The following is a 19,224-nucleotide window of genomic DNA, read 5'->3' on the forward strand; positions in this document are numbered from 1 at the left end:
CCAATCTTATAAGATCATGGCGTTACATCATGATCACGTCAAATTGCTCCTGGCTATAAAGCGGCTCTGTTTGCAATTTAACCTGTTTACCAACAAAGAGTTCGACCTCTGCCAGTGCGTGTGACTCATCTCCTTTCAGGGCTTCGCTGATGGCAGGCGAGACATAAACCAGAAAACGATCAGCCGCTATTGCCCGATTGACACGGACAATTTCCCGTAAAATTTCATAACAGACGGTTTCGACGGATTTTACCGTGCCACGCCCCTGGCATGTCGGACAATGATGACACAAAATATGTTCAAGACTTTCTCGTGTACGTTTACGGGTCATCTCAACCAGGCCCAATTGTGAAAAACCATTAATGGTTGTTTTCACTCTATCTTTACTTAATGCCTGTTCCAAAGATGTCAATACACGACGACGGTGTTCTTCATGCCCCATATCAATAAAGTCAATGATAATGATGCCGCCCAAATTGCGAAGCCGTAATTGCCGGGCGATTGCCTGCGTTGCTTCGATATTGGTATTAAAGATAGTTTCTTCCAGATTACGATGCCCGACAAAAGCACCGGTATTAATATCAATGGTTGTCATGGCTTCGGTCTGATCGATGATCAGATAACCCCCTGACTTTAATTCTACTTTGCGTTCCAGCGCCCGCTGAATTTCATTTTCCACGCCATACAGATCGAAGATTGGCTGATTTCCCTGATAATGCTCCAGTTTGGCATTCATCTCAGGAATATATTCATCAATAAATTCCTGCAACTGCACAAATGTCTGGCGGGAATCAACCCGAATACGATCAAGGGAAGCGCCCGCAAAATCACGTAAAACACGCTGCGCTAATTCCAGTTCACCATAGACCTTGTTTTTCGTGATATTGCGTTTTTTACGTTCAATCACCTTACTCCACAGACGCTTCAAAAATGCGGCATCTTGTGCAATTTCGTCGGTCCCCACACCTTCAGCCGCCGTACGGATAATAAAACCGCCGTGTTCATCACAATAATCCATGACGATGCTTTTCAGACGATCACGTTCTTCTGCGCTCTCGATACGCTGTGAAACACCGACATGCGAGGCGCCCGGCATAAAGACCAAATAACGCGAAGGTAAAGTAATATCTGTCGTCAGACGAGCGCCTTTGGTGCCCAGGGGATCTTTCACCACCTGGACAATTAAATCCTGTCCCTGACGAACCAGTTCCGCAATGTCCCTGACATGGAAATTCTTCCGCTCTTCACCGGCAATACATTCCGTATGTGGCACAATATCCGATGCGTGCAGAAAAGCGGCTTTCTCCAGCCCGATATCGACAAACGCCGCCTGCATACCGGGCAAAACCCGGCTCACGCGACCTTTATAAATATTTCCGACAATGCCTCTGCGGGTTTCCCGTTCAATATGAATTTCTTGCAAGATACCACCATCAATATAAGCAACCCGCGTTTCGGATGGTGTTACATTGACTAATAACTCTGCTGTCATGAATAATCCTTCCCATCAGCTAACGCTAAAAATCGTGTGATTAACTCATACGTTTCCACCAGTGGTAAGCCGACAACAGCATGGTAGCTGCCCTGAATTTTTCTGACAAAACAGCCACCTTTACCTTGAATGCCATAAGCACCGGCTTTATCCATTGGTTCCCCGGATGCAATATATTCCTGTATTTCCTGTTGAGATAACTGGCGGAATATCACATCTGTTATGACGATTTCACTCAAGATATGTTGACTGTTCGATAAAGCAACTGCCGTCATGACCTGATGGCACTGACCTGACAAAACATTCAACATTTCTGCTGCCTGTTGCTGATTTCGTGGTTTTTCCAAGATACGGTGATTAAATACCACAATGGTATCCGCGCCCAGAACCGGGCCATCATCTGGTGCAATTGCGACACCTGCCTGTGATTTTTCTCTGGCCAATCGAGTCACATATTGCTGTGGTGACTCCCCTTCATGCCATTTTTCTTCAACCTGAGCAGTCAGGATTTCAAAATTGAAATCCAGCAATTCCACCAGCTCACGCCGTCTTGGTGAGCCAGAAGCTAAATAAATCGTTTTCATCGTGCATTATCCTTAGGCGTCTTTATTATTAGCTTCTTTTCTTCATCTATTGTTATTAGTGACTAATGTTTTTAGTGAACTGAAAATTGACGACGGATTTTCCGCATTAATAAAAATAGCCAGGGCCAGAGAATACCATTGACCACCCCATTCCAGAACACTTCGGGATGAAAGAGCATCTTAGGTAACGAGACATAAGCCAGAAATACGCAACAGTTCATCAAAGTTGAAAGCCCAGCGACAACCAGAGATTGCTGCCAGAGCGGCATATTACGGATAAGCTGAAATTTGAAAGCCACCAGAAAACTGATCAGACTAAAGGCCAGCGCATTCGCCCCCAGAATACTGCCGTGCAACAGATCAGTAATCATCCCCAGTACAAAGCCCGTTCCTACGCTAACGCGATGAGGTAGTGCAAGTAACCAGTAAATTAAACATAACATCAATAAGGTAGGACGAAACATAAAAAACTGTTCCGGCCACGGCATAATTTGTAGAACCATTGCAATCAGGAAAGATAACCAAATGATCCAACCTCTGCGGCGATGATGTTGACTCATTGCTGATTTCCTGTCGCTGATAATGGCGATTTCGGTGTCGGTTTTGCGGTTGATTTTGTTGTCGGTAATGCCTGGCGGTGATGTTTCGCTTGATCAGAATCAGCTGGCATTTCCTGTAATTGCTGTGTCGCATGGGGTGGATTTGGCGATACCTTGGGTAACAGTGGCGTCAAACGTTCATTCGCTGTCTGCGAGACTTTTTCCGGTGATAGTGGCTTAAATGGGTTATTATGAACCCCCCACAATAGCAGCACATAACGCAAACGCCGCAATTCAGCGGAAGGATGCGCCTGAATCACTGCATGCGCTCGCTGATTATCAATTTTAACAGAAGAAACGACAGCGACAGGATAACCTTCCGGAAAACGGCCACCCAACCCTGACGTAACCAGAACATCCCCAACGCGAATATTAATATCACTTGGCAAAGGCTCCAGCAGGAGATCCTCCGAGCATCCGGTGCCATTGGCAATAACTCGAATATCATTGCGTAATACTTGTACAGGAAGGGCATGTGTCGGGTCACAGATCAGCAATACCCGGCTGCTCAGCTGATTCACCGCCGTCACTTGCCCCACAACACCGCGATCACTGATAACCGGTTGCCCTTCATACACGCCATCTTTTGCGCCTTTATCGAGGACAATTTGCGCCCGATAAGGATCCATACCCCCCGAGATGACCTGCGATACCATCATCTGTTCATTCTTAAGCCGGGGTGAAACCAGTAATTCACGTAAGCGGGAGTTTTCTTGTTTCAACTGCGCCAACAATTGCAATTCGCCACTCTGTAACAGCAGTTTATTCCGTAATGTCTTATTTTCCTGTTCAAGAGTCCGACGACTCGTCAGAGAGGCTGAGATACCATCCAGAAACTGACGTGGCCCGCTGGCAAGAAAGTAAAACGGACTCACCGCCGTATCCATGTAGCTACGGACTTTGTTGAAAACACCGAGTCGACTGTCTACCACAATCAAAATAATGGCAATAACGATAGCAAAAAAGAGTCGTATTTGCAGAGAAGGCCCTCTGCTGAAAATTGGCTTCATAAGCGGTGTATTGTCGGGCTATGTTATCTCATTAATGATAAAACTCCGGAACAATCAGCAAGGAGGCACCCATAAAACCTATTCACCTCCCAGCTCACAGAGTTACTTTCAGTCTTCGCTAAACAGATCGCCACCGTGCATGTCGATCATTTCTAACGCCTTACCGCCACCCCGGGCGACACAGGTCAGTGGATCTTCAGCAACAATAACGGGAATCCCGGTTTCTTCCATCAACAAACGGTCAAGGTTACGCAGTAAGGCACCACCACCGGTCAGCACCATGCCACGTTCAGAAATATCGGAAGCCAATTCAGGTGGACATTGTTCCAGCGCGACCATAACAGCACTGACAATACCGGTTAATGGCTCTTGCAGCGCTTCAAGAATTTCATTGGAGTTCAGTGTAAAGCTGCGGGGTACCCCTTCCGCCAGGTTACGACCACGCACTTCGATTTCACGTACTTCATCCGTCGGATAAGCAGAGCCAATTTCATGCTTAATACGTTCTGCGGTTGCTTCCCCGATCAAAGAGCCATAATTGCGGCGAACATAGTTGATAATGGCTTCATCAAAACGATCACCACCAATACGCACAGAAGACGAATATACAACCCCATTGAGGGAGATAACCGCAACTTCTGTGGTTCCGCCACCGATATCGACGACCATTGAGCCAGTGGCTTCGGAAACAGGTAAACCCGCACCAATAGCTGCTGCCATCGGTTCTTCAATCAAAAATACCTCTCTGGCGCCCGCGCTTTGGGCGGATTCACGAATGGCCCGACGTTCAACTTGTGTCGCGCCGACCGGGACACAGACCAACACACGCGGACTTGGGCGCATGAAACTATTGTTATGAACCTGTTTGATAAAATGTTGCAGCATTTTTTCAGTCACATAAAAATCAGCAATGACCCCATCCTTCATCGGGCGGATAGCGGCGATATTACCTGGAGTACGCCCTAGCATTTGTTTTGCTTCCAGTCCTACTGCTGCAACACTTTTTGGTGAGCCGGCTCTGTCCTGCCGAATCGCAACGACAGAGGGTTGATCCAATACGATCCCTTGACCTTTAACATAAATAAGGGTATTGGCAGTACCCAAGTCAATGGACAAATCGTTGGAAAACATGCCACGAAATTTCTTTAACATAACGAAAGGATAATCCTGCAAGCTGGGGACGGAGATTAACCGTCTACTCTACCAACCACATGAAGCAGCGACAAGGCGCATAATTAACTACTTTTACTACTTCAATAAAAGTGGCTACGTTATTTACATCAGAATGACAATATTCTACGTTACTTTTCTCTAACGGAGCAGAAAAAAACTGCCTAAAAATGGGTTAATTTAACCAATAACTTCATCATCACCCTCAAAAACACGGAATACACCAAAAAACCAACATTATAGTGCATATTGAGAGACTACTACCCGCTTTTCACCCCCCGTATTACCTTATGATCATTTCAGTAACTTCAGCTAATATTCCCATTTTCTTAAAAATTTTCTGCGTCCTTTTGCAACCCGTTATCACAATATTGTAGTTTGCCCGTTTCAGGACATCAGATTTTATCTATATTGTGGTCATCCCCCAACATCACCCCAAACCTCAGCCAGAACTAAAATGACGATGAGATAAAACAACGTATAGCACCTGGCCAATATCCAGCAAGGGAGAATGATCATGAAAGCACTATTACTGGAACAACACGTACGGGAACAACACGAAACATTATCAGCATCCATTCAAGATATTGAGACTTTTCAATTGCCATCAGGTAATGTGGTCGTTGATATCCATTGGTCGTCACTCAATTACAAAGATGCGCTGGCGATTACCGGCAAAGGGAAGATTATCCGTCAATTTCCGATGGTGCCAGGCATCGATTTCGCCGGTGTTATTCATCACTCCGAAGATCCGCGTTTTCATATCGGACAGCACGTTTTGCTGACCGGTTGGGGAGTAGGAGAAACGCACTGGGGTGGGCTGGCAGAACAGGCAAAAGTATCCGGTGAATGGCTGACCCCCTTACCGCAACAATTAAGCGCCCGGCAAGCCATGATTATTGGTACAGCCGGTTTCACGGCTATGTTATGTGTCATGGCTTTGGAACAAGGGGGCGTGACACCGGAAAGTGGAGAGATTGCCGTAACAGGTGCCAGCGGTGGTGTTGGAAGTACCGCAATTACCCTGTTGTCACAACTGGGTTATTCCGTCACCGCAATCAGCAGCAAACCGGACAATCAAGATTATCTATTGTCGTTGGGGGCGAAAAAAGTTTTGCCTACCCGTGAATTCGATCAGCCATCACGCCCGTTGGCAACACAACGTTGGGCCGGTGTGATCGATACGGTTGGCGGCGCAATCTTAGCCACGTTACTGGCACAAATGCGTTACAACGGTACAGTAGCCGCCTGTGGCATGGCAAATAATAGCACACTCACCACCAGCGTTATGCCCTTTATTTTGCGTAATGTGCGTTTACAAGGCGTGGAATCGGTAACTGTGCCGGCCTCGAAACGCCTTGCCATTTGGCAACGGCTGCAAACATTACTGCCGGATTTCTTTTATCAACAGGCGTCAAACGAAATTACATTAGGGCAAGTTGTCGAATATGCCAATAAACTGATAAACAATCAAATTACAGGCAGAACAATCGTAAAGATACGCTGATAAGACCAGTATTTAGCTGCTAAATGCCACGATATGTTTATAATGTCGGGCTTTATCGCCAAATTTACCCCGCTCGATATCAGAAAGAGATGACAAACGGTTGACATCGAGTTATCTTGGTCGATTGTTGACAGATTGCCGGAGATACCCGCACAATGGCAGACAAGTTTCGCATTTTACTCTTGAATGGCCCCAACCTGAATCTGTTGGGAACGCGAGAGCCAGAAACCTACGGTACGTTAACGCTTGATGACATCGTTAACACGCTGTCACAAGACGCTCAGCAATTGGGCACTGAATTATCCCATCTGCAATCCAATGCAGAATCGGAACTGATTGAGAAAATTCATTCAGCGCGGGGCAATACAGATTTTATTTTGATTAACCCTGCGGCATACACGCATACCAGTGTCGCATTACGCGACGCACTTCTGGCGGTAGATATCCCATTTATTGAGATTCACCTTTCCAACGTGCATGCCCGCGAACCCTTCCGCCATCACTCCTATCTTTCCGATATTGCAGTTGGGGTTATCTGCGGATTGGGGGCGGATGGTTATCGTTTTGCATTACAGGCAGCGGTCAACCGCTTGTCAACATCTAACTCATTGACTTAAAAAGTACGGAATCACACTCATGGATATTCGTAAGATAAAAAAACTGATCGAGCTGGTTGAAGAATCAGGCATTTCTGAACTGGAAATTTCTGAAGGCGAAGAATCAGTACGCATCAGTCGCACTGCGGCAGCCCCCGTAATACCGGTGACACAGCAATACCTGTCCTCGCCTGTTCAGGCCGCAGCGCCCGCACCGGTAGCGCCAATAGTCGCTGATAAACCAGCAGAAATCAGCGGTCACACCGTTCGCTCCCCAATGGTGGGTACGTTCTATCGTTCACCAAGCCCGGATGCAAAAGCGTTCATCGAAGTGGGTCAGCATGTCAATCAGGGCGACACCCTGTGCATCGTTGAAGCCATGAAAATGATGAACCAAATCGAAGCGGACAAAACCGGCGTAGTGAAAGCGATTCTGGTCCAGGACGGTCAACCTGTTGAATTCGACGAGCCACTGGTCATCATCGAATAACGAGGCGTACCTCATGCTTGAGAAAATTGTCATTGCTAACCGCGGTGAAATTGCACTGCGTATCCTGAGAGCCTGTAAAGAGCTTGGGATCAAAACGGTTGCTGTGCACTCTGCGGCAGACCGTGACCTGAAGCACGTTCTGCTGGCAGATGAAACCATCTGCATCGGCCCGGCGGCCTCAGCCAAAAGCTACCTGAACATTCCTGCCATTATTTCTGCGGCAGAAATTACCGGGGCGCAAGCGATCCACCCGGGTTATGGCTTTTTATCCGAAAACGCTGACTTTGCTGAGCAAGTTGAGCGTTCCGGCTTTATTTTTATCGGCCCGAAAGCAGACACCATTCGTTTGATGGGGGACAAAGTTTCCGCTATCTGTGCGATGAAAAAAGCGGGTGTTCCTTGCGTGCCCGGTTCTGATGGCCCGTTGGGTAGCGATACCGAGAAAAACAGAGCTGTTGCTAACCGCATCGGTTATCCGGTGATTATCAAGGCATCGGGCGGCGGTGGCGGTCGTGGTATGCGTGTCGTACGCAGCGACAAAGATCTGGAACAATCCATTGCCATGACCCGCGCAGAAGCAAAAGCGGCCTTCAACAACGACATGGTGTACATGGAGAAATTCCTTGAAAATCCACGTCACGTTGAAATTCAGGTTTTAGCGGACGGTCAGGGCAATGCGCTTTATCTGGCTGAACGCGACTGCTCCATGCAGCGCCGTCACCAGAAAGTGGTGGAAGAAGCACCGGCACCAGGAATTTCATCCGAATTGCGTCGGAGTATTGGTGAGCGTTGTGCCAACGCCTGTATCGAAATCGGCTATCGCGGAGCAGGTACGTTTGAATTCCTGTATGAAAACGGCGAATTCTACTTTATCGAGATGAATACCCGTATTCAGGTTGAGCATCCTGTGACGGAAATGATCACCGGTGTTGATCTGATCAAAGAACAGTTGCGCATTGCAGCAGGTATGCCACTGTCCATTAAGCAAGCAGATATCAACATCCAGGGTCATGCGATCGAATGCCGTATCAATGCAGAAGATCCGAAAACCTTCCTGCCAAGTCCGGGCAAAATCACGCATTTCCACTCACCGGGTGGGTTTGGTGTACGTTGGGAATCCCATATCTACGCGGGATATACCGTTCCACCTTACTATGATTCCATGATCGGTAAGCTGATCACTTATGGTGAAACCCGTGAAGTCGCCATTGCGCGGATGAAGAACGCCCTGGCTGAGTTGATCATTGACGGCATCAAAACCAATATTGATCTGCAACTGGCCATCATGAATGACGAAAACTTCCAGCAAGGTGGAACCAATATCCACTATCTGGAGAAAAAACTGGGATTACAAGAAACGTAAGTTTTTTGGCATCCGCATTCAAAATAAGCCAGTCTGCATGAATAACAACCCATCTTTACCAGAAAAAGATGGGTTGTTTAATTCACCGGTATTTTGATTTTCTCAACACATTTTCCTCCTGAATAAATCAGCACATTACCGTACAATCCCCTCTCATATTGTTTCATGTAAGTTACCCGGAGAACGGATGGACGGACGATTTGTTCAATCCCATAAAGAAGCACGCTGGGCAGTATTCCTGACGTTAGCTTATTTGATTGGCTGGTTGCTATGTGCCTATCTACCCAGTAGTTCTATTGGCTTAACTGGACTACCGCACTGGTTTGAACTGGCTTGCCTGCTGCTACCCGCCTTATTTATCATCCTCTGCTACGTGATGGTGACATTGATATTCAAAAATATTCCGCTGGAGGATGAAGATGCAAAGTGAAGTCATTCTGCCTCTCGCGGGCTATATGGCACTGGTTTTTTTGCTGTCAGTCTACGCCTATCGCCGTCGGCAATCCGGCGAATTCTTAAATGAATATTTTCTCGGCAACCGCTCTATGGGGGGATTTGTACTGGCAATGACCATTACCGCCACCTATATCAGCGCCAGCTCGTTTATTGGTGGCCCGGGGGCAGCTTATAAATACGGTATCGGTTGGGTATTGTTATCATTAATCCAACTGCCCGCGATATGGCTTTCCCTGAGTGTACTAGGCAAAAAATTTGCCATTCTTGCCCGACGTTACAATGCCGTCACGCTCAATGATATGCTCTATGCCCGCTATCAGAGCCGATTTTTGGTCTGGTTTGCCAGTATCAGCCTGCTGGTCGCCTTTATCGGCGCAATGACAGTACAGTTCATTGGCGGGGCGCGTTTACTGGAGACTGCTGCGGGTATCCCGTATGATACCGGGTTGCTGATTTTTGGCATCTCGATTGCCCTTTACACCGCATTTGGCGGATTCAGAGCCAGTGTCCTGAATGATGCCTTGCAGGGGCTAGTAATGCTGCTAGGGACTGCATTATTACTGACAGGCATTATCTACAAAGCTGGCGGATTATCAGCAGCCATTACGACACTGCGTTCGATTGACCCTAATCTGGTTTCCCCCCACGGGGCCGATAACATCCTCACAGGGCCATTTATGGCCTCTTTCTGGATATTGGTCTGCTTTGGTGTTGTTGGGCTGCCACACACCGCTGTACGCTGCATTTCTTATAAAGACAGTAAGGCGGTTCATCGCGGAATTATCCTTGGCACCATCGTGATGGCCATCCTGATATTCGGTATGCACCTGGCAGGGGCACTTGGCCGGGCTATCATTCCTGATCTGACGATCCCCGATCAAGTGATCCCAACCTTGATGATCACCGTACTGCCTCCTGTCGCGGCCGGTGTTTTCCTGGCTGCCCCCATGGCTGCAATTATGTCCACCATTAATGCCCAACTGCTGCAATCTTCAGCCACCATCGTCAAAGATCTCTATTTGAATCTGTACCCACAACAGATAAAACAGGAGAAAAGGTTATCGCGCATTTCCAGCTATTCCACCCTGTTTCTGGGTGCATTATTGTTGCTGGCCGCATGGCACCCACCTGAGATGATTATCTGGCTGAACCTGCTGGCATTTGGGGGGCTGCAAGCCGTTTTCCTCTGGCCGTTGGTTTTAGGGTTATACTGGGAAAAAGCCAATGCCAGTGGCGCAATCAGCTCAATGCTGACCGGGGCTGCAAGTTATACTTTGCTGGCAACTTTCAATATCCAGTTTCTTGGTTTCCATCCCATCGTGCCATCCCTCTTATTGAGTTTGCTAGCATTTTGGATAGGAAATCTGATGGGTAATAGACACACACAACAAACCGCGGCTTCTTAATCATGCCCGCGAGATCCACACAAAGAGAATTTTTTATGCCTTGGATACAACTAAGATTAAACACAACAGGACAACAAGCTGAAGCCTTAGGTGATGAGCTGATGGAAAGTGGCGCAGTCTCCGTCACTTTTCAGGATAGTCACGATACCCCCATTTTTGAACCTCTGCCGGGCGAAACCCGTTTATGGGGCGATACTGACGTGATTGGCCTGTACGATGCTGAAACGGAGATGAAAGCGGTTGTCAGCCAACTGGAACAAGTGCCACAATTGGGCAAGGGTTTTATCCATAAAATTGAGCAACTGGAAGATAAAGACTGGGAGCGTGAATGGATGGACAATTTCCATCCCATGTGCTTTGGCAGACGTCTATGGATTTGCCCTAGCTGGCGTGATGTGCCAGATCCTGAGGCCGTGAATGTGATGCTTGATCCCGGTTTGGCTTTCGGAACCGGTACTCATCCCACCACATCGCTCTGCCTGCAATGGCTCGATGGCCTCGACCTGGCAGGTAAAACGGTGATCGACTTCGGTTGCGGTTCAGGGATATTAGCTATCGCAGCCCTGAAACTAGGTGCAAAACACGCTATTGGTATTGATATCGACCCACAAGCGATCCAAGCCAGCCGGGATAACGCTGAACGCAACGGTGTATCTGACCAATTAACGCTCTACTTATCTAAAGATCAACCCAAAGACCTTGAATGCGATATCGTGATTGCCAATATCCTGGCAGGCCCGCTACGCGAACTCGCCCCGATCATCGGCTCACTGCCTAAATCGGGTGGCTTATTGGGTTTGTCCGGCGTTCTAGCCAGTCAGGCCGAAGGCGTTGCTCATGCCTATGACAATGAATTTATTATCGATCCTATCGCAGAGCAAGAAGAATGGTGCCGCATCACAGGGATTAAAAAATAATCATTTAACACCTATTGAAAAGCGAGATTATCCACTAAAATGATTTTCTAGGAGGTCAATGGGGGGTAATCCGCTCTCTTTATGATGAGAAATACCGGTAATAACAAATTTCATTAATAACATGTAACTTACTGTTATTTAAGGTTAATAAACCAATTCTGAAAAAATCAACTGGAAAAAATCCGTTATAAATATCGATTCGCTCAAAGTTTGGCCTTTCATATCTTGTGAAAAATGCGTAATATACGCGCCCTTAGTCACAGTTGACCACTCTTTCTTCGTTTATGCGTATCGGACAATACCAGTTGAAAAACTGTCTTATTGCGGCGCCTATGGCCGGCATAACAGATCGCCCGTTTCGATCTCTTTGCTACCATATGGGTGCAGGAATGGCAGTCTCAGAAATGCTTTCTTCCAATCCCCAGGTTTGGAAGACGGATAAATCTCGGCTACGTATGGTTCATAGCGACGAACCGGGGGTGCGTTCTGTACAAATTGCTGGCAGTGATCCTGATGACATGGCAGCGGCAGCAAAAATTAACGTTGCCAGTGGTGCTCAGATCATCGATATCAATATGGGGTGTCCAGCTAAAAAGGTGAATCGTAAGCTGGCAGGTTCTGCATTACTGCGTTACCCGGCATTGGTCGAAAAAATCCTTTCCGCGGTAGTCAATGCAGTTGATGTCCCTGTCACTTTGAAGATCCGGACAGGATGGTCACCGGAAGAACGTAACTGTGTAGAAATTGCCCAATTGGCCGAGCGTTGTGGTATTCAGGCTCTTACCATACATGGCAGGACACGTGCCTGCCTGTTTAACGGTGAAGCCGAGTACGACAATATTCGGACAGTTAAGCAGACTGTTGCCATGCCAATTATTGCCAATGGTGACATCACTGACCCGCTAAAAGCCAGAGCAGTGCTTGAATACACCGGGGCTGATGCCCTGATGATAGGCCGCGCTGCTCAGGGAAGACCCTGGATCTTTCGGGAAATCCAGCATTATCTGGAAACAGGAGAACTGCTGTCACCGATGCCACTTGGCGAAGTGCAGCGTTTAATGAGCGAGCATGTACGAGAGCTGCATGACTTTTACGGTCAAGGCAAAGGAGTTCGTATTGCACGCAAGCATGTCTCTTGGTATCTCAAGGAACATGCCCCTGCTAACCAGTTTCGGCGCACATTCAACGCCATTGAGGATGCCAGCGAACAGCTGGAGGCGTTGGAGGCATACTTCGAAAATTTTTGCGTAAATAAATAAAAGAGCTGACAGAACTATGTTCGAACAACGCGTAAATTCTGATGTACTAACCGTTGCTACTGTTAATTCACAAGATCAGGTAACTCAAAAACCTCTGCGTGATTCAGTTAAACAAGCACTGAAGAACTATTTTGCTCAACTGAACGGTCAAGACGTTAATGACCTGTATGAGCTGGTACTGGCTGAAGTAGAACAGCCACTGTTGGACATGGTGATGCAATACACCCGTGGCAACCAAACTCGCGCAGCACTGATGATGGGAATCAACCGCGGTACTCTGCGTAAGAAACTGAAAAAATACGGCATGAACTGATCCTAGTCTGAGATCATGTTGTTATAAAAGCACTTTCTCTTTTAGGGGAAGTGCTTTTTTGTTTCTGTTTATACAAATGTTTATACACAGAAAAATGTTTATTCCGTTGGAGATAAGCAAGTAGGCAATGGGATAACTTGAAAACAAAGAAAAAGCCATGAGAACAAAAACAGCTTCTTTGTTATCTCAGGGCTTAAAATTTCAGATGGTGACTTTTTGTCTGATTAAGATTCACCATGATCACATTCAATCACATTGTTGTGGTATTTGATTTGTCGATATTCAACATGAAAGGTTGTTAACCTTTAAGAGGGGGCTCGCGATAAGTTTGTTGTCACTCCGTTTTTTCTCTTGAATCACTCGTCACGAGTTTTGCTAATGTGTTTGAGATTGACTGTTTAGATTTTGTTATTGTTTGCTGTTGATCTTTTCGATCTGGCTTTGTAAGAAATTGATAAATGTCCGGACGTTCTCGGAGACATGGCGGGTATTGGGATAGAGCGCGTAGATACCTTGTCTGGGAAAGCGGTGGTCAGGCAGTAATTGGGTTAAACATCCGTTGGCAATATCTTCTTGCACCAGCCAAGCGGGCAGTAACGCCACGCCTGCGCCGCTACGGGCAAATGCCAGCAATGAAGCCGCGCTGTCAGCCATGATCATGGGAGGAGCGTCTGCCCTGAACAGCACATTGTCGCCTGCAGGTGTAAAAATCTGCCAGTTTAACGGTGTGGCAAGGCGGCTATGTGCGATCCAGCGCGCGCTTTGCAATTGTTTCAGGTCAGTGAGGGTATTGTCATGATGCGTCGTTAAATATTCTTTTGAAGCGACAGGTAAAATATCGAACCAATCGATCAGCTTCGCATGGTGAGTGGAGTCCGCCAATTGGCCAAGACGTATCGCCACATCAAAACGTCCGGAGATCAGATCATCATTTTTTGATGAAGAAACGTGCTGGATGCGTAGTTGCGGATGCAGGGCGGCAAATGCCGAGAGCACGGGAACCACGACTCTGGCCCCATATTCCGGCGTGGTGGTGATACGCAGCATGCCTTTCAGGCCGGTATGATCGCTGCGGACATCATCCAGGATTTTTTCCACATCCTGCAACAACTGTAGACAGTGCAGATAAAAACGCTCACCGGCATCGGTGACGGCCACCTGCCGGGTACTGCGGGTGAGCACGGAAGTGCCTAATGTCTCCTCAAGCTGTTTGATATTAAAACTCACTACCGCTTTGGTCAGCCCCAGTGTCTGCGCCGCGCCGGTAAAACTGCCGGCTTCCACTACCGCCACAAATATCTCCAGACGTTGCATATTCAGCATGGATCTTCCTTATAAATTTAGATTACTGTAAAAATAATTTTGACAGTGTAATTACAAAACGTCGATTTATCTTTTTTTTCCTAACTGTATACTATGCCCATTATGCTGTTTTTCATGAGAAATCTATGAATTATCGGGTGCGTGTCGCTAGCGTCTATCTGCTGGGTTTTTTCATCGATCTGGTCAATATGTTTATTGCCAACGTCGCCTACCCTGATATTGGCAGGCAGCTTAATGCGCCGGTCAGTCAGCTGGCGTGGGTGAGCAATGGCTATATTCTGGGATTAACGTTAGTTATTCCCCTGAGTCGTTGGCTGGCAAAACGAATGGGCTCAAAGCGCTTGTTTATCCTCTCACTGATTCTTTTCATCATCGGTACCTGCGGTGTGGCTGGCGCCTCCCAGATTGAGCAACTCATTGCCTGGCGTGTGGTGCAGGGGCTGGGCGGGGGGCTGCTGATCCCTGTTGGTCAGACAATGACCTATGCTCTTTATCGCAGTCATGAACGGGCAAAACTCTCTTCGGTCGTTATGCTGGTCGCCTTAATGGCGCCAGCGCTCTCTCCGGCCATCGGTGGCGTGTTGGTAGACAACGTCAGCTGGCGCTGGGTATTTTTAGCCAGTTTGCCCCTGGCGTTCGTCACATTGGTTCTCGCCGCTTGCTGGCTGAAGAGTGATGTGCTTGCCACCAATGCCGAACGGCTGGATTTCAGCGGTCTTATCTCGGGCTGTCTGGCGCTGACTTTGATTCTGCTAGGCCTGACTTACATGGGCGAATCCGGTCGCCTGGGCTTGGGAGCGGCGTTACTGGTCTCAGGTATTGCGCTGATGGGCTGGTATGTACGCGCTTCATTACGTAAAACACAACCGTTGCTCAATCTGCGTCTGATCCAGGAGCCGATGCTGCAAACCGCGATGCTTATCTACCAACTTATTCCGGGCATTTTTACCGGCGTCAGCCTGATTGCGATGCTGTATTTGCAGGATCAGTTGGGGATGCATGCCACCCTGGTGGGCGCGATGATGCTTCCCTGGGCGATAGCCTCATTTGCTGCTATCTCCCTCACTGGCAAAAAGTTTAATAAGGTCGGGCCGCGCCCACTGTTTATCATTGGTTGCCTGGTGCAGGGGATCGGTATTGGATTATTACCTCTGATTGGCAGTGCCGATGACGTGATTTTGGCGGCTGTCGCTTACGCGCTAATGGGGTTCGGGGGAAGCCTGTGCAGCAGCACCGCGCAGAGTTCGGCGTTTATTCAGGTACACGATACCGAGCTGGCGGATGCCAGTGCACTGTGGAACATCAATCGTCAGCTCAGTTTCTGTTTTGGTGTGACATTAATCAGCTTATTACTGAACGTGTTACTCAACATGTCAGGCATTCAGCAAACCCAGGCTTATCGTCTGTGCTTTGTTCTAGCGGCACTTAGCGCTGTCATTCCCGTCTTACTCTGCCTACGGATAGCGAATAGCAGAGTCATTCTTATGTTTAATCAGGAGAAATGATGAATCACTACTTTCAGGAAGTCTTAGATGCTCACGTGCTGATCCGCCGTTGGCTCGGTGATGCCAGCAGCCCCGCCGAGGTGTGTGAAGATTTGTTGGCGCGTTTCAGCCCGGCCTATTCCATGGTGACGCCAAATGGCGGCCAGCTTGATTACACGTCACTAACTTCGTTTTTCCGTACGCAATGCGGCGCAAAATCGGGGCTGGAGATTGAAATCGACAATATGCAATTGATTGCAGAGAGTACTACAGGGGCTACCGTGACTTATCGGGAACGGCAGCAGCTGCCAGGCCAGGACGCAACGCTGCGCTTTTCGACCGTGGTGTTCGAGTTGGGGATGGATAATCAGGTGATATGGCGCCATCTGCATGAGACAGCACTTCCTTTATAAGCATTCTCATTGGATTAATTTTCTTAAATCGGCGGGATATTTGGGAACAAGTATTCAGCCGTGTTACGCAATACAATCCATGTTGTTTTATGCAAAGACGTAGAATTAAGTCGTATCAATATTAACAAATGTATTTTCTCTGGAGGGCATTGGTGTAATTAAGCGCAATGCGTTAGAAAACGTGTGGGAGCGCTTTCTTTAACTGATTAATTAAGAACTCAATGTAGATAACCTCATATAAACTAAAAACAGATTAAGGGAGATAGTCTATGCTAGATAAAAGCATCAACACCGAAAAAACGCGTGCTTTTCCATATATTGATTCGTTATTCGATTACGGCACCTATCTTTACCGAGTAAAGGCCAAAGGGGCAATTGGACAATTTGCCACACCCTGTAACGAGCGTGTGGCCATTATCGGAGCAGGGCTAAGCGGTATGGTTGCCGCCCGCGAGTTGCTAAAAGCCGGGGTACGTCATGTCACTCTGTTCGAAGCCGAAACAAACCGACACGGCGGCCGGCTGTTAAGCCAGCAATTTGATGCTGAGATGCCTGAATATATTGCCGAGATGGGTGCGATGCGTTTCCCGCCTTCCGAAGTTGGGTTATTCCATTATTTGGATAACTTCAATATTGATACCGCATCCGTTTTCCCCGATCCTGGGGTTGTTGATACCGAAATTCATTTCCAGGGCGACGCCTTTACATGGCAAGCAGGCTCACCACCGCCATCCTTGTTTCACCGTGTTGACCGCGGCTGGAAAAGCTTTTTACAAGAGGGGGGTGTACTGGATGGTAAGCAGCTGATTGCGCCATTGGCTATCACCCAGGCGTTACGAGAAGGGCGGCTGGCTGATGCCAAAGAGGCATGGCAAATCTATATTGATGTCTTTGGCGATAGCTGTTTTTACTCTTCATTGGTAAGAATTTTCACCAGTTCCAATCCGCCAGGCGGAGAACATTGGGAGAAACCTAACGATTTTGTGCTGTTTGGTTCACTTGGCATCGGCTCCGGCGGTTTCCAGCCGGTATTCAGGGCGGCATTTATTGAAATCATGCGTCTTGTTGTCAATGGCCTGGAGGAGGATCAGCGTCTGGTGCCGGATGGTATTAGCACGTTAACTGACCGCATGGGCAGTGAAGTACTCGCGGATAAGCCGTTGGCCGACCGCATTATCTATCAGAAAGTCACTGATATTTCCCAACAGGACGATGGACGCTTTATTATCGACACCGATGACGGCGCACAGGCAGAATTTGACCGTGTAATCGTGACGGTTTCAACACGTGCCATGCAGGTTTCATTAAAACTTTCACAACGCAATAAGTGGCTGGGTGCAGACGTTTCACGCGCAATTAATGAAACACACCTGATTGGCTCGTCAAAGCTATTTCTCCTGACACAGACGAAATTCTGGCTGAAAGAACAGCTGCCGCGGACTATTTTGACCGATACCCTGGCTAAAGGGATCTACTGCCTGGACTATCAGCCTGAAAATCCCGACGGGCATGGTGTCGTTTTGATCAGTTATACCTGGGAGGATGATTCTCACAAACTGGTGACATTGAGTAATAAGCGCGCCCGACTGGATCGCCTGGTTGATGAGCTGCGTCAGACCGCGCCGGAATTTGCCAAATATCTGGTGCCGCTGAATGATGACTCTAAATATATTCAGGAATACGATTGGCTGACGGATGCCAATGCTATGGGGGCATTTAAGCTCAATTACCCGGGTAATGACCACTATTCAGAAGCGCTGTTTTTCCAGTTCCAGACGGCTGTTGATACGCAGAACGATCCGGGACTGTATCTCGCTGGCTGCAGCTGTTCATTTACCGGTGGGTGGGCGGAAGGAGCTATCCAGACAGGGATTAACGCAGCCTGTGCTGTGGTGCATAGCCTCGGCGGCGCGTTGATGGCTGATAATCCGCTGCACAACATGTCTCACCACTATCACTACCATCACTAATCAACTGGTCTTTATAAATGGATACGAAACGTCAATGATCATTGGCTGAAAGCGTGGCCAGAAATCTGCAGCCCCCGGGTTGCAGGAAAATAATCACTATCATCTTTCCCGGTATCATCAAACTTGCGGCAACAATGCTTTTATTGCATTTTGGTGATTATTACGCTATTTGCCCTGTCCAATATCGCTTCATGGTTGCTAAATAAGTTACACATTCTCCCCGTATTTAAATAAACCGTCGATAAGAATGTTTGTCTCTCAGTCCCGCACTTAATGCGGGACTAAGTAACCGTCTTAAACGTCAAGAGCTGAAGTTAATTATTTTTGCTTTATATTTTTCATCGTAAGGTTGCTACGAATGCCGTATTTGCTTTTCTTACGCAGGTATTGCTGCCAATGCGCCCAGTATATCCATACCAAAGCGGGTAACAGAAACGGGGTTATTCAGATTATTGCCTTTCATATAGGCAAGATAGAGATACTTACAGGGATTGAAGGGCATAATTTCCGCATTACCTACTTTAGCGCCTGCCGCATGAGGATAAACTTTAATATGGCTGGCATCAATCATCAACCATTCGAAATCCGGTTCAGATATCAGTTATTCAAGTAGAGCTTCCCATCCCCCCTTATCTCGCCACCAGCAAATGTGGCTCAAGTAAGTTCCAAATATGATCTGAAATATCATGACGGTGGTGTGCGGGTGTGTTCATTGTCAAGCCGCTCTATTTAGGGAATAAATATTGATTATTGCACTCATATTTCATGACGATACTGTGTAGGGGAAGTGCTTTTTTGTTAGGAATACCCCACCTAAAAATCCTCAGCATTGAAAATAAAGATTACACACATAAAATTATATACGTAACCCC

18 protein-coding genes and 2 pseudogenes are annotated in these 19,224 nt (G+C 47.5%); 12 read left to right on the forward strand and 8 right to left on the reverse strand.

What is annotated here, in order from left to right:
• Positions 1-22: 22 nt before the first annotated feature.
• The 5 genes from rng to mreB form a co-directional block, all read right to left on the reverse strand.
• Complete coding sequence (rng, locus tag XPG1_RS15010; protein ID WP_045959835.1) at positions 23-1,492, reverse strand: ribonuclease G; 1,470 nt, start codon at positions 1,490-1,492, stop codon at positions 23-25.
• Positions 1,489-2,076: a Maf family protein gene (locus tag XPG1_RS15015; protein WP_045959836.1), complete on the reverse strand. Its 588-nt coding sequence runs from the start codon at positions 2,074-2,076 to the stop codon at positions 1,489-1,491. The genes rng and XPG1_RS15015 overlap by 4 nt, the downstream gene beginning before the upstream one ends.
• A gap of 71 nt (positions 2,077-2,147) precedes the next feature.
• Positions 2,148-2,636, reverse strand: a complete 489-nt coding sequence (gene mreD / locus XPG1_RS15020) for a rod shape-determining protein MreD (RefSeq protein ID WP_045959837.1) — start codon at positions 2,634-2,636, stop codon at positions 2,148-2,150.
• Positions 2,633-3,685, reverse strand: a complete 1,053-nt coding sequence (gene mreC, locus XPG1_RS15025; protein WP_045959839.1) for a rod shape-determining protein MreC — start codon at positions 3,683-3,685, stop codon at positions 2,633-2,635. The genes mreD and mreC overlap by 4 nt, the downstream gene beginning before the upstream one ends.
• Before the next feature lie 108 nt (positions 3,686-3,793).
• On the reverse strand, positions 3,794-4,837 hold the full coding sequence (gene mreB, locus XPG1_RS15030) for a rod shape-determining protein MreB (RefSeq protein WP_010847922.1): 1,044 nt from the start codon (positions 4,835-4,837) through the stop codon (positions 3,794-3,796).
• A gap of 535 nt (positions 4,838-5,372) precedes the next feature.
• On the opposite strand from mreB, the gene acuI reads away from it, so the two are divergent.
• The 9 genes from acuI to fis all read left to right on the forward strand — a co-directional run bounded on the left by acuI (position 5,373) and on the right by fis (position 13,162).
• Complete coding sequence (acuI, locus tag XPG1_RS15035; RefSeq protein ID WP_045959841.1) at positions 5,373-6,362, forward strand: acrylyl-CoA reductase (NADPH); 990 nt, start codon at positions 5,373-5,375, stop codon at positions 6,360-6,362.
• A 155-nt stretch (positions 6,363-6,517) separates the two neighbouring features.
• Positions 6,518-6,979, forward strand: coding sequence for a type II 3-dehydroquinate dehydratase (gene aroQ / locus XPG1_RS15040; RefSeq protein ID WP_045959843.1), 462 nt, complete (start codon positions 6,518-6,520; stop codon positions 6,977-6,979).
• A gap of 19 nt (positions 6,980-6,998) precedes the next feature.
• Complete coding sequence (accB, locus tag XPG1_RS15045; RefSeq protein WP_045959844.1) at positions 6,999-7,448, forward strand: acetyl-CoA carboxylase biotin carboxyl carrier protein; 450 nt, start codon at positions 6,999-7,001, stop codon at positions 7,446-7,448.
• A gap of 13 nt (positions 7,449-7,461) precedes the next feature.
• Entirely contained in the window at positions 7,462-8,811 is a 1,350-nt protein-coding gene (accC, locus tag XPG1_RS15050; RefSeq protein ID WP_045959846.1) for an acetyl-CoA carboxylase biotin carboxylase subunit, read from the forward strand.
• 187 nt (positions 8,812-8,998) lie between these two features.
• Positions 8,999-9,241, forward strand: coding sequence for a YhdT family protein (locus XPG1_RS15055; protein ID WP_045959847.1), 243 nt, complete (start codon positions 8,999-9,001; stop codon positions 9,239-9,241).
• Positions 9,231-10,673 (forward strand): sodium/pantothenate symporter, encoded by a 1,443-nt coding sequence (panF, locus tag XPG1_RS15060; protein WP_045959849.1) that lies wholly within the window; start codon positions 9,231-9,233, stop codon positions 10,671-10,673. The genes XPG1_RS15055 and panF overlap by 11 nt, the downstream gene beginning before the upstream one ends.
• A 35-nt stretch (positions 10,674-10,708) precedes the next feature.
• On the forward strand, positions 10,709-11,590 hold the full coding sequence (gene prmA, locus XPG1_RS15065; RefSeq protein WP_045959850.1) for a 50S ribosomal protein L11 methyltransferase: 882 nt from the start codon (positions 10,709-10,711) through the stop codon (positions 11,588-11,590).
• 284 nt (positions 11,591-11,874) lie between these two features.
• Complete coding sequence (gene dusB, locus XPG1_RS15070; protein ID WP_071825394.1) at positions 11,875-12,849, forward strand: tRNA dihydrouridine synthase DusB; 975 nt, start codon at positions 11,875-11,877, stop codon at positions 12,847-12,849.
• A gap of 16 nt (positions 12,850-12,865) precedes the next feature.
• On the forward strand, positions 12,866-13,162 hold the full coding sequence (gene fis, locus XPG1_RS15075; protein ID WP_010847912.1) for a DNA-binding transcriptional regulator Fis: 297 nt from the start codon (positions 12,866-12,868) through the stop codon (positions 13,160-13,162).
• 408 nt (positions 13,163-13,570) lie between these two features.
• Here fis and XPG1_RS15080 read toward each other — a convergent pair whose 3' ends face one another.
• A complete protein-coding gene (locus tag XPG1_RS15080; RefSeq protein ID WP_045959855.1) occupies positions 13,571-14,485 on the reverse strand; it encodes a LysR family transcriptional regulator in 915 nt (304 codons plus the stop codon).
• Between the two features lie 125 nt (positions 14,486-14,610).
• Here XPG1_RS15080 and XPG1_RS15085 point away from each other — a divergent pair, with 125 nt between their 5' ends.
• The 3 genes from XPG1_RS15085 to XPG1_RS15095 all read left to right on the forward strand — a co-directional run bounded on the left by XPG1_RS15085 (position 14,611) and on the right by XPG1_RS15095 (position 18,352).
• The gene (locus tag XPG1_RS15085; RefSeq protein WP_045959857.1) at positions 14,611-15,990 is read left to right on the forward strand and encodes an MFS transporter; all 1,380 of its coding nucleotides are present in this window, start codon (positions 14,611-14,613) and stop codon (positions 15,988-15,990) included.
• Complete coding sequence (locus XPG1_RS15090; protein ID WP_045959859.1) at positions 15,990-16,382, forward strand: hypothetical protein; 393 nt, start codon at positions 15,990-15,992, stop codon at positions 16,380-16,382. The genes XPG1_RS15085 and XPG1_RS15090 overlap by 1 nt, the downstream gene beginning before the upstream one ends.
• A 269-nt stretch (positions 16,383-16,651) precedes the next feature.
• Positions 16,652-18,352, forward strand: a complete 1,701-nt coding sequence (locus tag XPG1_RS15095) for an NAD(P)/FAD-dependent oxidoreductase (protein WP_045959861.1) — start codon at positions 16,652-16,654, stop codon at positions 18,350-18,352.
• Between the two features lie 318 nt (positions 18,353-18,670).
• On the opposite strand, the pseudogene XPG1_RS19345 reads toward XPG1_RS15095, so the two are convergent.
• Positions 18,671-18,881 (reverse strand): annotated as a pseudogene (locus XPG1_RS19345) (DNA primase family protein); the annotation flags it as partial.
• Positions 18,855-19,065: pseudogene (locus tag XPG1_RS18600) on the reverse strand (hypothetical protein); the annotation flags it as partial. The pseudogenes XPG1_RS19345 and XPG1_RS18600, both read right to left, overlap by 27 nt.
• Positions 19,066-19,224 lie beyond the last annotated feature (159 nt).

This window comes from Xenorhabdus poinarii G6 (assembly GCF_000968175.1).
GTDB lineage: Bacteria > Pseudomonadota > Gammaproteobacteria > Enterobacterales > Enterobacteriaceae > Xenorhabdus > Xenorhabdus poinarii.

What these genes read in the sequence shown, in the direction of transcription:
- rng (WP_045959835.1), bottom strand. Translation starts at nt 1,492, where the DNA reads ATGACAGCAGAGTTATTAGTCAATGTAACACCATCCGAAACGCGGGTT.
- mreC (WP_045959839.1), bottom strand. Translation starts at nt 3,685, where the DNA reads ATGAAGCCAATTTTCAGCAGAGGGCCTTCTCTGCAAATACGACTCTTT.
- XPG1_RS15085 (WP_045959857.1), top strand. Translation starts at nt 14,611, where the DNA reads ATGAATTATCGGGTGCGTGTCGCTAGCGTCTATCTGCTGGGTTTTTTC.
- XPG1_RS15055 (WP_045959847.1), top strand. Translation starts at nt 8,999, where the DNA reads ATGGACGGACGATTTGTTCAATCCCATAAAGAAGCACGCTGGGCAGTA.
- panF (WP_045959849.1), top strand. Translation starts at nt 9,231, where the DNA reads ATGCAAAGTGAAGTCATTCTGCCTCTCGCGGGCTATATGGCACTGGTT.
- aroQ (WP_045959843.1), top strand. Translation starts at nt 6,518, where the DNA reads ATGGCAGACAAGTTTCGCATTTTACTCTTGAATGGCCCCAACCTGAAT.
- XPG1_RS15090 (WP_045959859.1), top strand. Translation starts at nt 15,990, where the DNA reads ATGAATCACTACTTTCAGGAAGTCTTAGATGCTCACGTGCTGATCCGC.
- XPG1_RS15095 (WP_045959861.1), top strand. Translation starts at nt 16,652, where the DNA reads ATGCTAGATAAAAGCATCAACACCGAAAAAACGCGTGCTTTTCCATAT.
- accB (WP_045959844.1), top strand. Translation starts at nt 6,999, where the DNA reads ATGGATATTCGTAAGATAAAAAAACTGATCGAGCTGGTTGAAGAATCA.
- fis (WP_010847912.1), top strand. Translation starts at nt 12,866, where the DNA reads ATGTTCGAACAACGCGTAAATTCTGATGTACTAACCGTTGCTACTGTT.
- dusB (WP_071825394.1), top strand. Translation starts at nt 11,875, where the DNA reads ATGCGTATCGGACAATACCAGTTGAAAAACTGTCTTATTGCGGCGCCT.
- accC (WP_045959846.1), top strand. Translation starts at nt 7,462, where the DNA reads ATGCTTGAGAAAATTGTCATTGCTAACCGCGGTGAAATTGCACTGCGT.
- XPG1_RS15015 (WP_045959836.1), bottom strand. Translation starts at nt 2,076, where the DNA reads ATGAAAACGATTTATTTAGCTTCTGGCTCACCAAGACGGCGTGAGCTG.
- prmA (WP_045959850.1), top strand. Translation starts at nt 10,709, where the DNA reads ATGCCTTGGATACAACTAAGATTAAACACAACAGGACAACAAGCTGAA.
- mreD (WP_045959837.1), bottom strand. Translation starts at nt 2,636, where the DNA reads ATGAGTCAACATCATCGCCGCAGAGGTTGGATCATTTGGTTATCTTTC.
- XPG1_RS15080 (WP_045959855.1), bottom strand. Translation starts at nt 14,485, where the DNA reads ATGCTGAATATGCAACGTCTGGAGATATTTGTGGCGGTAGTGGAAGCC.
- acuI (WP_045959841.1), top strand. Translation starts at nt 5,373, where the DNA reads ATGAAAGCACTATTACTGGAACAACACGTACGGGAACAACACGAAACA.
- mreB (WP_010847922.1), bottom strand. Translation starts at nt 4,837, where the DNA reads ATGTTAAAGAAATTTCGTGGCATGTTTTCCAACGATTTGTCCATTGAC.